Raw genomic sequence first — 13,326 nt, 5'->3', positions numbered from 1 at the left:
CTTAAAAGCACACTGGAGTTTCCACTGTCCTTGGGCGGGAATTAATAGTTCGAGCATTAGAGATGTAGCCATCGGAAAGATGTATATTTCCCAGCTGAAAACTCTTATATAGCATTGAAATAAAACATATATTTCTGATATCAAAGAGCTGGGCATGATCTATCGCTGGAATATTGCAAAACATGTGAAGGCGTGTGAAAAAGACACATCAGGTGTTCGGGATCTGCCTTGTGTCCTATTTTTGATGTCAGTGCGAGGCAATTATTCGCCTTCTGAGGTAGCGCTCGATTATGTTACGTTTTCGTTATGGGAAAGGGTCTCTTCTGACAGAGATCAGGTCCTGTCAGGAACGAAAATCGTTTTGCAGCAGGAGAAGCCAAAAGGTTATGTGTCCGTACCGATTTGAAAAGTACTCGTCCAGGAAGGCGCTTCTTCTTGTAACGTGTCTGGCTGGCTTTGGTTCGTCGTTTCTTGCTGCATCCGCGCAGGCAGCTTCGAGCGATACTCCAGTCCATCATAAGGCTCACGCACGTCATGCAGCCCGCGCCCAAGCTGCTGCGGGTCAAAAAAGCGATGTTGTAGCTGTTCCTGCACATCCGAAAATGCGTCGGCCTGCCTCGATCAATTCGACAGGTGATGAACACGTTACTGTATCGACGTCACGCCTGGCCAGAAGCCGCGGCGGCGGCATGATGCGTGTCGAGACTGCTCCTTACGCAATCCAGACGATCACGAAGGCATTCATTGAGGCCAAAAGCCCGACAAGTACAGCGCTTGATCTCATCAAGAACCTGCCAAGTGTAAACGTTTCCACCCCGGACACATCCGGTATGCAGGGCGGACGTATTCAGAGCCGAAGCCTGACCGATGCTGATATGGCTCTTATGGTCGATGGTGCGCCAGCAGCCAGTGCGGCTTACATGGCCGAAGACATTGATTCAGAAAATCTGGATAGCGTCAGCCTTACACCGGGTTCATCCGCAGTTGATCTGCCGGCCACATCTGCCGCCGCGGGCGTCATGAACGAAGTGTCCCATGATCCGTCGCATGAGTTCGGCGGGTTGATGGATTTTTCATACGGTACGAATAATCTTTCCCGCGAGTTCTTGCGCGTTGAGAGTGGTGACATCGCAAAGACCGGCGTTCGCACCTTCCTGTCATTCTCGAATACTCATGCCCGTTCATGGATGGGTGCTGGTATCAACGAGCGCCGCCATCTTGATTTCGGTATTCGTAAGGACTGGGAAAATGGGTCTTTTGCGAAGCTCTTCATGTCCTGGAATAATGAAGACTTTACCATCGACCGGTATCCTACCGCAGCTCAGTTCTACAAATACAAGGCGACGGGCGAAGGCTACGGGCGTAAGGCAGGTTTTGACGCAGTTGGGAATGATTATTGGAAGAACAATATCGATCACTGGAACCAGATTTTTCTGAGTGCTCCAATCCATATCGTTCTTACAGACAAGCTGCAGTTTGATCTTCGTCCCTATTACAACATGGGTAAAGGCTGGGATGGATCTGCCGGAACGGCTGCCAGCGGTGCTACGAACTACAAGTCAGGCGCACCCATTGCTCAAGGTACGCCGATCACAAGTTACTTCCTGGAAAACGCTGCACTTGATGTTGGGGCGACAGCCAAGCTGGGCTATGACATTGACAAGCATAACCATTTTGAGCTTGGTTACTGGTATGAAAATCAGGACTATACCCAGCATTTCCCAACCAGCGTGACGAAAGCCGACGGCTCCAATCCGAGCCCGAACGATTCAACATATCAGGTGTATTCCGGGACTACCCGTTCCTACCCAGGCAACACGACTGGTTACGAAATTCACTCGCTATTTCTGCAGGACACAGCGAAGTATTTCCATGACCACCTGTTGGTCAATGCGGGCTTCAAATATGTGATGTCCAATGTCTGGTACACAACATATCCTGGGCACAAGCAGATGGGCCAGAACCTGACGGCACCTCTGCCGCACCTGTCCGTCAGCTATCATTTCAATGAGCACCATCAGGTTTACATCAATGCTGAGGGTGACTTCCGTCAACCATCTGCATCAGCATTGGCCAATACGACCTACACTGGGACGCTACCTAAAAACCAGTATTCCATCAAAGAAGAGCTTGGATATCGGTATAACGACAAGTACGTTATCGTAGACCTTGATCTCTTTAACTACAATATTACCAATCGCTTGCTGACAACATATCTTGGCAACAACCAATCTGGTGTCGTTAATGCTGGTAATCAGACCGCTCGCGGCTTCGATGCTATGTTCTCTACACAGCCGATCTATGGTTTCAGTCCGTATGTTTCGTTTGAATATCTGAATGCACGGATGGACACGAATATTGCGGCATCTGATGCGAGTGGTAATCTGACAGCCTTTAGGACAAAGGGTACGCAGGCACCTCTATCTCCGCACGTGATGGCGAATTTCGGTTTAACATACGTGCATCAAGGGTTCTTTGCGAATGCAACCGTTCACTACACTGGGCCGCAGTCCGTCACCATCGCAGGTGATCAGCGTATTCCTGGGTATGTAACGAACACACTGTCACTCGGCTATCACTTCAAGCCAGTGTGGTATGCAAAGTCTCCGACAATCCGTCTGAATTTTACGAACCTGACAGGTTCAATTGTCCGGACGGGTGTCGTAGGTGTGGGTACAAATGCATCGGCTGTTCGTCTGATGAATGGTAATCTTTCAGGCAATGGATCCAGTGCCCAGTTCTATGTTGAGCCGCGATTCAGCATGACAGGGACGATTTCTACAGGCTTCTGATTTTCGAACTGTTAATGGGCCCTCGGAACATTACGTTCCGGGGGTTTTTTTTGTTGTTGAGTTTCGCGGGTTCGTGGTTGCCGTATCTTCCCGTTAAAAACCGCAGCGTGATGGTTGTGTGGAGCAACGTGGATGGTCTGATATGTGCCTCACGTGACGGTCTTTTGTTATTCGGTGGCTGCTCTGAATAGCATTCGTTATGATCGTATCTACTCGTCGTATCGGAAAAATTATTCACGAGATTTTCGGTTCCGAGTTGAGGGCTTAATCTTTGCTATCTGTGAATTATGTTTGAGGCCTTAGTCAGCGTCATGACTATTGTCGCCGTGCATCAATTGTGTGCCGCTGAAAGACAACTAAGCAAGGCTACTGCTCCTCGGATCTCACACCTTACAGTGTCTTTTGGGGCCCAGAGGGTATAAGATTTTTGTTCGCTTCTCTCTGGTTACGATGGTTCTAATGGGTTGGAATTTTGTTGGAGCAGGTTATATCTGCCGTGATAAGGTAAAAATATAAATAATTTCCAATTTTTTTGTTTTGTTCAAATTAATATTATGACCACGTCGGGCTGTAGCGATATAATTTGCAAGACAATTTTTTAATTTTGGAAATTATTTACTTTAAAGTTTCGTCGCGTATCAAAAAAACGAAGCTAGAAATAATCTATTTTTCGCCAGTTATTAAATTAGAGCGCTCATATTTTTTCTCCTTGCGGAGAAAAAATCAGAACTGTACCGCCGGAAGGCCTTTGTCTGTGCGGCTTCCAATAGCACTATGGGTGCTTTTGAAAGCCGCTGTGTCCACTATTCTAGCGAATAAGATTTTTCGCCAGATCTGAGCCGGATGCTACAAATCCGTAGCACTGGCGAACATTGTAAACGGTTGCGTCTTGGCAAAAATCTGGAGAAGTCGTCGCGGAGCAGTCATCGAGGAGGATGCAGTCGTAACCGAGGCATCCTGCGTCTGTCAGTGTACTGAGAACGCACTGATCGCTATTGACGCCTGAGAAAAGCAGGGTGTCCACGCGAAGGTTTTTTAGTATTCCTTCGAGTGGCGTGTCCCAAAAGCCGCTCATTCGATACTTGGAGATGTGAATATCTTCCGGATCGACTTCGAGTTCGTCAACAATCGCAGCATTCCAGCTGCCATCTTCCAGAACTTTGCGGTCTGTAGAGCCTATAGCCGCGCCGATGCCTTTATCTTCACCCGCAGGGTCATAAACATGCAGGACAGAAGGGGGGAGGTTAAGCCTGTCTGGACGGTTTCCCCAATTTAGCCAGATAACAGGGACATCATGCTTTCGAAGCGCAGGAAGGAGCGTCTTTAGCGGATCGATGGGGCGGCGGGCAGCCGTGATGTCGACACCAATGGACGCGAGCCAGCCGTCTGGATGGCAGAAGTCGTTCTGCATATCGATCACAATAATCGCAGTACGAGCAAGATCGAACGTCAGTGCCTGAGGCTGGGATGGAACACTAACTGGCCGGGAAGGGCGCTCTGGCCGTAACAAACTTATGGAGGACGCCGTTGCCCCCCAACTGTTAACGTGTGTACTGCCCAGACGTCTCATTGACTCCCTCCGCACAGCACGGCCAGATCTTCGGCATCGAGCTTGACTGGAACTCCGCTACGGATCAGTTTTCCGAAGTCTTCGTCCGGGGTCATTACTGTCAAAGTGTAGAGCTTGTTGGTGCCTGTATTTTCCAGAACATGCTCTGATCCCGGCTTGACTAAAAGTGCGTCGCCAGCCTTAAGTTCGCAGCTCTGACCATCACACCAGGCGCGGCCTGTACCGGACAGCACGAAAAACATTTCGTCGGCATCCGTGTGTGTGTTGGGTGGTGTTGCGCCACCGGGCTCGAAGATTTCGACAACGGCAATGGACGCGTAATCGCCAGCCGTCTTGTCAAACAAAATGGCAAAGTAATTGGTCGAATCCGGGGCAATCCGGAAGGCTTCGACGCTATCTGGGCTGCATTTTGCGAAAGGCATGAGAATTATCTTTCCTGTTTGATCCAAGGAAGAAGAAGGTAGGTTCCGGAGCCGCATTTGAAGTGAACTGTCGTCACCTGTTGTTGGTCCAGAGTGGCGGTAATAGGGCTGGCCCCTGTGCCGGGATTGATTGGAAACACGGGAAAGCAGGAGAGAGACAGGGACAGTCTTAATCTTTCTCCGGCTTTCAATGTGACGCATGTTCCCCGTATCGGTAGAGACGTCTGACCAGGGGCGGCCAGCGCATATCCTTCTGCGAGAGGGTGTACTTTGCCGTTCTGATCGATACGCGAGACGCAGGCATGAAGGTCAAAACCGGCGTATTCACTCTCGATTTCAAAGCACCCTGTGATCGTTCCTGCGAGCAGATGATCGAATTCGAGCGGGAGTGTCGTGAATGTCAGGACGTCCGATCGCGCATCGGTGCGGGTACGATCTACTGGGCCTCCCGGAAACCCGAAGCTTCCACCACACGGACCGGAAGGGCGCCACGGATCGAGGGTAAGACTCTCCGGGGGGGGCGTAGGAACTGGCAACGCGCTCAGAATACCGTCGCGTGTGTCAATCGCGGAGCGGCCCGTCCCGACTGGATAGCTTGGAACTGTCCCCATCGAGAGTGTCGGGAAATCCCGCCAGCAACAGGCGCCCATATCGAAAAGGCGTACTGGCTCCGTCTCGGGTATGGCGGCTGACTTTAGATATTGATCGAAGAATGCGATTTGCTGCTGATCAATGTCTGTAATGGCAGCCTCACCGACGTCCACATCCCCGATATGTCGGTCCCAAGGAAAGTGAGACCAGGGGCCAACAATCAAGCGTGTTGGCATGTGGGGAGACAGAGCACGATATGCTTCCAGCGTGCCGGGAAGGTGGCTGTCGTACCATCCCCCAATCAGTAGAACTGCGGGTGCCAACTCCGAGATTTCGTTCAACCGCGATGCGGGAGAGATTTTGTCCCAGTAGGCATCTCCCGGAGGTGTCTCTCTCCAACGGGTATAATGGCTATATTTCGCCAGAAGCGCTTCGTGCGCAGGCACTGTTGGCTGCCGCCCATTGAACGACATGCCCCGACTAGCCGCAAAGAGCGCCTGCTGGGCTTCGTAGTCTCCCTGAAGCCTGGCGGTTTCTGCTGCCAGTTGCGTCGCCCAACCAAGATTGGCACGCATCGGGAACGCCCCATTTTCATACGCCCAGTCCTGATCCAGCTGCCAGCCGATCATGGCAGGCGCAACCGCTTTGAGCGCTTCTGGTTTTTCTCCGGCTGCCAGAAGTTGGTTGCTTCCCTGAAAGGAGAAGCCAAACATCCCCACGCGACCATTGCTGCGCGGTAAGCATGCAGCCCAGGCGATCGTATCTGCGCCATCAGTCGCTTCATGCTCGAACAGGACAAACTCACCGCCAGAATCTCCGCGTCCCCGCACGTCCTGCATGATGACGATATAGCCGTGACTGGCATACCATTCTGGTGGTGCGTAGCAGAGCGACGTACCAATTTTGCGGCCGTAAGCCTGTCGCATCAGAAGAACGGGGAAGGGGCCGTTTCCTTCTGGTTCCCAGATATCAGCAACCAGTGAAACGCCATCCCGCGTTTGCATTGTCTCCGTCCGGCGAGATTTCAGCGCTAACATCAGATTTCACCTCCCAGAGTTTCGTATGAAGGGGGAGTTTCTTCGAGAATGCGACCGTTTCGGAGAACTGTCCGTCCGGCCTGAGAGCGGCTCATCCATTCATTCGTGGAACGAGCTGGAAAGATAATCAGATCGGCTGGTGCACCTTTTTCGAGGCGATGGGTCCTTTCCATCCAGGATCCCGGACGGCTTGTGACCGATTGCGCCCAAGGACGGTGAGTATGATCCAACTGGCCGATCCTCGTACCGCCCTGAAGAATTTCGTGCATGTCAAAGTCCCCGTAAGCGTAGAAGGGGTCTCGGACATTGTCGCTGGCAAGCATGACTGGAATACCCGCGGCATCGAGTTCCTGCAGTAAGGTTACACCTCTCCATCTTGGTGTGCGCCCTGCGGTACGGTCCTGAAGGTACATGTTGCAAAGTGGGAGACTCACAATGCCAATCCCGGCTTCGCCGAGCAGGGAAATAATGTGCGTCTGTTGCGTCTCGCTTTGGACGCTAAGGCTACAGCAATGGCCGCATAAAATCTTTTGACGAAACCGAAGCTTCAGAGCTGTCTGGGCAATCAATTCCAGAGCCGTTCCGTCTGTTTCTCCATTCTCATCGACATGAAGATCCAGTTCGAGCCCATATTCTGTGGCCAGTCCAAAGAGAACTTCGAGGGCTTCGGGCGTCGTGTTGTGCTTCATCAGGACGGCACCCAGAACGCCTCCCTCTGTCTCGGCGACATTTCTAACGATGCCGTCCCGGTCTTCACCCATGTAGCGCTCAGGCATGGTCAGGGACACGCCTTGCAGAGCAACTTTCCCGGACCATTTCTTTTGAAGGCGGCGCAAAAGCGGCCAAACGCGGTTCCCGTGCGTGCCGAAGGTATCCAGGTGCGTTCTTATGGCGCTTGTGCCGTGCGCATAGGCGCAGTTCAGACTGAACTCCATGCGGCGTTCAACGTCTGCGTCCGTCCAGTAAGCCTCTCGATCCTGAGTTGTGGCTTGCAAGGCCCCCATGAAGGTTCCATCAGGATTGGGTGTACGCTCCCAGATGAAGGCCTTGTCCAGATGGGTATGAATATCTGCAAAGCATGGCCAGACCATCTGACCTTTCAGATCAACTGAGTCATCGACGGAAGAAAGATGTCCTGCCGGTAGAATATCTGAGATCTTCCCATCTGAGAGCGCGATATCGTAGCGCATGGACTCATCAGTGAATGACGAAGGCCGCAGGCCTGCCGGAATAGTCGCATTCAGGAGGGCCCCTGGGGCGGTGCTGGAAGAAGCTGCAAAAGTCATGAGCGATGTCTCAGAGCAAAGCGCTGGAGGCTGGCTGCTGCGGCATACAGAACAAGGCCTGCGACTGTAATCAGGAACAATGCCGCGAACATCCGGGGAATATCCATCTGAAAGCCGGATTGAAGAATTTGGTACGCCAAGCCAGCCGAATTGCCGCCCGTTCCGGCAACAAACTCAGCTACAATGGCGCCGACAAGTGAGAGGCCTGTTGCGATGCGCAAGCCTGCCATGAACATGGGAAGAGCACTGGGAATTCGCAGTCGCAGCAGCATTTGAAGGCGGGTGGCTTTGTGCATCTGAAAGTAAGCCGCCAGATCTGGATCTACGCTGCGCAGGCCTTGCAGAGTGTTCGAGATCACAGGGAAGATCGCTACCAATGCTGCGCAGGCAGTGAGGGCGAGGGGAGTATTGTGGATCAAAATAATGATCAGCGGCGCAATTGCTACAATCGGGGTCACTTGCATGATCACCACATAAGGCATCAGGCACCGCTCGATCAGCGGGCTTTGCACCAACAGGAACGCTATCAGAACACCCCCGAGGACGGCTACAACGAGCGCCGCAAATGTGATTTCCAGTGTGATAAGCAACGCATGGAGTAATGACACACCGTCCAGCATCAAAGCATGCCAGATGGCAGACGGAGAGGGCATCAGGTAAGGCGGGATATGCCAGAAGCGACAGATCGCTTCCCAAGCTGCCAGAATGATGATTCCGAGCGTGATGGGAGCAAGGAGCGAGAGAGAGCGGGATGTCATCATTGCCGCGCCTCCTGACCAATCATGCTGTCCCGACTGGCATCTTCGAGGAGGATCGCCAATTCTTTGCTGATGCCGGCAAACTGATCGGAAAGGCGGAAAATTTCGTCGCGAACAATGCCACGGTCTATTTCGTATTGAGCATGAATACGCCCAGGATGAGCCGCCATGACCATCACGCGGCTGGACAGAAATGCAGCCTCATGAAGGGCATGTGTGACGAAGAGGGTGGTCAGGCCGTCCTCATAGCAAAGACGGGCCATCTCTTCATCCAGTCGGTTTCTGGTAAATTCATCCAGCGCGCCGAATGGCTCATCCATCAAAAGAAGATCTGGTTCAGTAACGAGTGCACGGGCAATGGAAACGCGCATTTTCATGCCGCCGGAAAGTTGTGCCGGATATTGATCGGCCACATGACCTAGGCCAACGCGTTCAAGAGCTGCATGGGCACGCTTGTCAGCCGTTGTTCGCTCCACTTTTTCCAAATCAAGCGGAAGGCGCACATTTCTCACGATCGTGGCCCATGGCATGAGCGTTGCGTCCTGAAAGACGAACGCCATACGGCGCCCTTTCTGGCCTACGTCCTTGAAGCCGCCGCCCCACCAGTTCAGCGTGCCAGCCGACGGGGTATGAAGATTGGCGATGAGCTTGAGGAGCGTGCTTTTGCCGCATCCAGATGGCCCAATCAGCGTAACAAAATCTCCTTTCTCCACACTCAGATCGACAGGAGAAAGACCGCGCACGCCGTTGGGGAAAATTTTCTCAACGCTGCTCAGGGAAAGAACGGGACTGCTCATGCGGGGACAGTCGCCAGGCTGTTGTGGACGACATCGAGGGTATACCCATCTTTCCATTTCGGACTGTCTGCAATGAGTTGAGCTGAAAGCTGGATGTCGTAAATGCGCTGCCAGCGCTCATTATTCATTGTCATGATTGGTGCTCCCGGTGCGCCCAGAGCTTTGATGTCGCGGAGTTTCTGACGGGACCACGCGAGTTGGTCCGCGCTCATATCCGGATTGGCTTTACGGATTGCAGCATCCCCCTTGGTGGACTCTCCAAAAATATAGCGTTTCCAGCCTTCGCTGCTGGCCGCGATGAACTTCTGGAGCTCGGGGCCACGTTCTTCGAGGGTCTTGCGGGACACCATCAGCACGTTTCCATAGGCAGCGTAGCCCAAGTCATCGAGGAGGAAGAAATTGAAAGGAATACCCGCTTTTTTCGCGCCGTAGGGCTCCGAGGAAACAAAGGCCTGCATGGCCATCTGCGGATTGAAAGCGAAGGGCTGGAGATTATAGGTGTAGGGATGGGCCTGGTCTTCCGTGAAACCATAACGCTTCTTAAGCCACACCCAGAAGCTGGCTCGCCCTTCTGAACTGATCAGAATGGGATGGCCCTTGAGTTCGGCGATGTCATGAATATCCGGGTGGGTCATCAAGCCGCCAACGCCTTTCTGGAAAGTCGTAGCGATTGCGACGGCGGGAATGCCTTGCACTGCACAGCGGATTGCTTCTTCACCCTGCATGATAGCGATGTCACATTGTCCCGCCATCAGAAGCTGGGTCATGTTCATCTGAGGGCCACCCATCTGAATTGAAACGTCCAGATTTTGAGCGCTGTACAGTCCGTCTTCGGAGGCCTGGTAGTAGCCTCCGTGCTCTGCCTGAGCATACCAGTTGGTCAGCAGACTCAGGGGCCTGGATGCCGCTTTTGCTCGCCCAGAGGGTAGGGAAGACACTGCGCCCGCAGCCATGATGCCGCGGAGCATACTGCGTCGATCAAGCCTGTAAGGTGTCATGAGCTGCCTCCCAAGGTCCATTTATAATTAGACCGTAACGGTTTTTTTGTCTCCGTGGGAAGAGCTATTCTGCTGCTGGACCGATACCTTTTTAACCCATTTGTGCGCGCAAAAAGGATGCACTCATTCTTTTTGCTGAGTGAAAATACAAACTCCCAGCATGGTCATGAAAAACCGGAAGGCGGCTTCCTGTCCGTTCCAGCTATGGGATTGCCACATTGCGAACCACTCACCTCCGACGACAGAGAAGCCGAAAAACCAGATGAGAAATCCTACGGCCGTCGCGACGGGAACAAGGGTATGAGCGGCCTTGAAGGCCGGACTATCTATGTTGATCGCCTTCGCCATTTTCCAGGCCGCGAATGAAAAAAGAGCACCGGTTGCGAATTCAGCGCCGATAATCAGGACGTAAAAAATATGCCACAGCAGCGGGGCTGAGATCGCGCGCCATCTGAGGCTGTTGCCGGGAAATGTGGTATCCATCGACAGAACGTGACGAACAAATGCGTAGTTCGAACCATAATCTGTAATATTATTAAGTGCGACGAGAAGGCCGAAGACTCCCAGAGACGCGACCATCACCGTTTTAGAGAGACGATTCAGGCGCACGGAGCGCGTTGGCACTGACTGTGTTGAAAGTTCGGACATGGCTAGCTCCTGTTTTTTGAAACGCTAGCGGAATGCCCGTGAAATTTGCGCCCTCTTTTTTGCATCGCTCCTGTCGAAAATAGATGCTTTAAAAGCTGCGATCTTCCTGTTTCATCTATCTTTTCGTTCCGGGATGATATCATATCGGAGCAGGGAATGTGTTGGCTCGTCCTCACCGGGGCGTGTCATTCCACACAAGAGACAACGGAAGACAAGCCCATGACAAGCAGTTCCGAGACGGTTTTCTGGCCTAAAAAGCGCTGGTGTGACATGATTTCCCGCCAGTTTCGTCAGCTTCCCCCTGAGACCGTGGCCATTCTTCCTGTGGCCGCGGTGGAACAGCATGGCCCACATCTTCCGGTCTATGTAGATGCCTGTATCAATGAAATGCTGCTTGATAAGGCAATGGAGGCGCTCCCCGCGACCGTCCCCGCGACCGCACTTCCTATTCAGGCTGTTGGCAAAAGCGAAGAGCATGTTGCTTATCCTGGAACACTGACCCTCAGTGCGCAGACCCTTACGCAGGTTCTCATCGAAATTGGTGAAAGTGTCGCACGATCTGGTGTGAAGAGGCTGGTGCTCCTGAATTCTCACGGTGGGCAGCCACAGATCCTGGATATCGTTGCCAGAACACTCCGCCGGACACATGGAATGTTTGTTGTCTGTGTTGGCTGGTCCCGTTTTGGCGTGCCAGATGGCATGTTCACTGAAGAGGAGCGCCGGTATGGGATCCATGGTGGCGATATTGAAACATCCCTGATGCTTCACCTCCGGCCGGACCTTGTTGAGATGGAACGCGCTGACAATTTCGAGCCATGGCCCCAGAAGCTTGCCGAGACGGCCAAATGGCTGGAAGCAGAAGGTCGTGTGGGCTTTGGTTGGTTGACGCACGATATTCACCCGTCCGGCGCGGCAGGGAATGCCGGGATTGCTACGGCCGAGAAGGGCGAAGCTGTTGCTAATCAGTGGATTGAAGGTTTTCTTGAGCTTCTTGCCGAGATTGCTGAATATCCGCTGGATCGTCTTCGCCCCATTACGGAGGATCTGGGTCGATGAGCTCGGTTGAGACCTTCCTGTCGCTCCTTGGCGATATTCCTGTTCAGACGGTGCCGGCTCTTGTGAAGCGGAAAAGCCGTGATTTTTACTGGTATAGTCCGGTTCTGAAGCGGCAGCTTGATAGCTGTTTTGGCGATTGTATCGTTATGCCGCGCAATGAAGAGGACCTTCTTCACATTGCGCGGGTGGCACGCGAGACAAAAACTCCACTTACTCCGCGTGGGGGTGGCACTGGGAATTATGGACAGGCCGTTCCGATGGAGGGGGGCGCTGTCGTTGAAATGACGGAGCTCAACAAGCTCCTTTGGGTCAAGGACGGTGTCGCACGCGTACAGGCGGGCATGAACATGCTGGACTTGGATCGTGCTCTGCATGAACTGGGCTGGGAAGTTCGCATGTATCCCTCCACGAAACGGACGGCAACGATCGGCGGGTTTATTGCGGGTGGATCCGGCGGTATTGGGTCTGTTCGATGGGGCGGTCTTTCGTCACCCGGGAATATTCTGGGGCTCCGCTTTGTTACTCTGGGTGAAAATCCGGAAGCTCTTGAACTTCGTGGCTCTGATGCGAGGGGCATTCTTCACACCTACGGTACGACAGGCCTGATTACCGAACTGGAAATTGGTGTTGAGCCAGCCGTGGATTGGCAGGATATGGCCATCTCATTCGGCACGTTTGAAGAAGCGGCGGTTTTTGCACGTGATATTGCTCTTCAGGCGGGTATTCAGAAGAAGCTGGTGTCTGTTGTTGACGGTGACCTGCCACCATTCTTCGCATCCGTACGCGAGCACGTGCCGGATGGGGCGTCACTGGTCATTCTCATGATTGCTCCGGCAAGTATTGAAACGGTTAAGGCGCTTGCAGAAGCTGCAAACGGTCACCTCTGTTATGAAGCAAACACCAGAGAAGCCGAGGACACGGCGGGTGCAACTCCGCTTTATGAGCTGACATGGAACCACACGACGCTTCAGGTTCTGAAGAAAGATCGTGGTTACACGTATCTGCAGTGCGGTTATCCGCACGTCGGGACACTAGAGAAAGTAGCGGAAATCCGTGCACTTTTCCCTGATGACCTGATGATGCATCTGGAATTCTTTCCGATGGGCGGCCATGTGAGTTGTGCCGCATTGCCGGTTATTCGTTTCACAGACGAAGAGCGCCTGAACTATATCATCGCGGAACATGAGAAGCGGGGGGTCAATATTGCTAACCCGCATGTCGTGACAATTGAGGAAGGCGGTATGCACCGTGTGGCATCACCAGATCTGGCCGCAATCAAGAAGCGATATGATCCGATGTTATTGTTGAATCCTGGAAAAATGCTCAGTGCCAGAACGCTGAAGGCAGAGGATTAAAAGAGTGTGGGCCGGA

At 52.8% G+C, this 13,326-nt stretch carries 12 protein-coding genes; 4 read left to right on the top strand and 8 right to left on the bottom strand.

Annotation, left to right across the window (positions count from 1 at the left end):
- Positions 1-154: 154 nt before the first annotated feature.
- Both KP705_RS03095 and KP705_RS03090 read left to right on the top strand, forming a co-directional pair.
- Positions 155-406: a hypothetical protein gene (locus KP705_RS03095; RefSeq protein ID WP_046901875.1), complete on the top strand. Its 252-nt coding sequence runs from the start codon at positions 155-157 to the stop codon at positions 404-406.
- A complete protein-coding gene (locus tag KP705_RS03090; protein WP_203548837.1) occupies positions 387-2,792 on the top strand; it encodes a TonB-dependent receptor in 2,406 nt (801 codons plus the stop codon). Before KP705_RS03095 ends, KP705_RS03090 begins: the two co-directional genes overlap by 20 nt.
- A gap of 808 nt (positions 2,793-3,600) precedes the next feature.
- Here the strand turns inward: KP705_RS03090 and KP705_RS03085 are convergent.
- The 8 genes from KP705_RS03085 to KP705_RS03050 all read right to left on the bottom strand — a co-directional run bounded on the left by KP705_RS03085 (position 3,601) and on the right by KP705_RS03050 (position 10,899).
- Positions 3,601-4,362, bottom strand: a complete 762-nt coding sequence (locus KP705_RS03085; RefSeq protein WP_046901874.1) for a cysteine hydrolase family protein — start codon at positions 4,360-4,362, stop codon at positions 3,601-3,603.
- Positions 4,359-4,784, bottom strand: a complete 426-nt coding sequence (locus KP705_RS03080; protein WP_046901873.1) for a cupin domain-containing protein — start codon at positions 4,782-4,784, stop codon at positions 4,359-4,361. The genes KP705_RS03085 and KP705_RS03080 overlap by 4 nt, the downstream gene beginning before the upstream one ends.
- A gap of 5 nt (positions 4,785-4,789) precedes the next feature.
- The gene (locus KP705_RS03075) at positions 4,790-6,412 is read right to left on the bottom strand and encodes a CocE/NonD family hydrolase (RefSeq protein ID WP_046901872.1); all 1,623 of its coding nucleotides are present in this window, start codon (positions 6,410-6,412) and stop codon (positions 4,790-4,792) included.
- Complete coding sequence (locus KP705_RS03070; RefSeq protein ID WP_046901871.1) at positions 6,412-7,698, bottom strand: cytosine deaminase; 1,287 nt, start codon at positions 7,696-7,698, stop codon at positions 6,412-6,414. The genes KP705_RS03075 and KP705_RS03070 overlap by 1 nt, the downstream gene beginning before the upstream one ends.
- Positions 7,695-8,459, bottom strand: a complete 765-nt coding sequence (locus KP705_RS03065) for an ABC transporter permease (RefSeq protein WP_046901870.1) — start codon at positions 8,457-8,459, stop codon at positions 7,695-7,697. Before KP705_RS03065 ends, KP705_RS03070 begins: the two co-directional genes overlap by 4 nt.
- The gene (locus KP705_RS03060; RefSeq protein WP_046901869.1) at positions 8,456-9,253 is read right to left on the bottom strand and encodes an ABC transporter ATP-binding protein; all 798 of its coding nucleotides are present in this window, start codon (positions 9,251-9,253) and stop codon (positions 8,456-8,458) included. The genes KP705_RS03065 and KP705_RS03060 overlap by 4 nt, the downstream gene beginning before the upstream one ends.
- Positions 9,250-10,251, bottom strand: a complete 1,002-nt coding sequence (locus KP705_RS03055; RefSeq protein WP_232309149.1) for an ABC transporter substrate-binding protein — start codon at positions 10,249-10,251, stop codon at positions 9,250-9,252. Before KP705_RS03055 ends, KP705_RS03060 begins: the two co-directional genes overlap by 4 nt.
- A 123-nt stretch (positions 10,252-10,374) precedes the next feature.
- Positions 10,375-10,899, bottom strand: a complete 525-nt coding sequence (locus tag KP705_RS03050; protein WP_046901867.1) for a DUF2165 family protein — start codon at positions 10,897-10,899, stop codon at positions 10,375-10,377.
- A 156-nt stretch (positions 10,900-11,055) separates the two neighbouring features.
- Between KP705_RS03050 and KP705_RS03045 the strand changes: the two genes are divergently transcribed.
- Positions 11,056-11,955 (top strand): creatininase family protein, encoded by a 900-nt coding sequence (locus KP705_RS03045; protein WP_252348197.1) that lies wholly within the window; start codon positions 11,056-11,058, stop codon positions 11,953-11,955.
- The gene (locus tag KP705_RS03040; RefSeq protein WP_215763989.1) at positions 11,952-13,310 is read left to right on the top strand and encodes an FAD-binding oxidoreductase; all 1,359 of its coding nucleotides are present in this window, start codon (positions 11,952-11,954) and stop codon (positions 13,308-13,310) included. Before KP705_RS03045 ends, KP705_RS03040 begins: the two co-directional genes overlap by 4 nt.
- Positions 13,311-13,326 lie beyond the last annotated feature (16 nt).

The organism is Gluconobacter sp. P1D12_c (assembly GCF_018812105.1).
Classification (GTDB): Bacteria; Pseudomonadota; Alphaproteobacteria; order Acetobacterales; family Acetobacteraceae; genus Gluconobacter; species Gluconobacter oxydans_A.
Note: the sequence above shows the minus strand (reverse complement) of the source record. Positions and strands in the feature narration are given on the sequence as shown.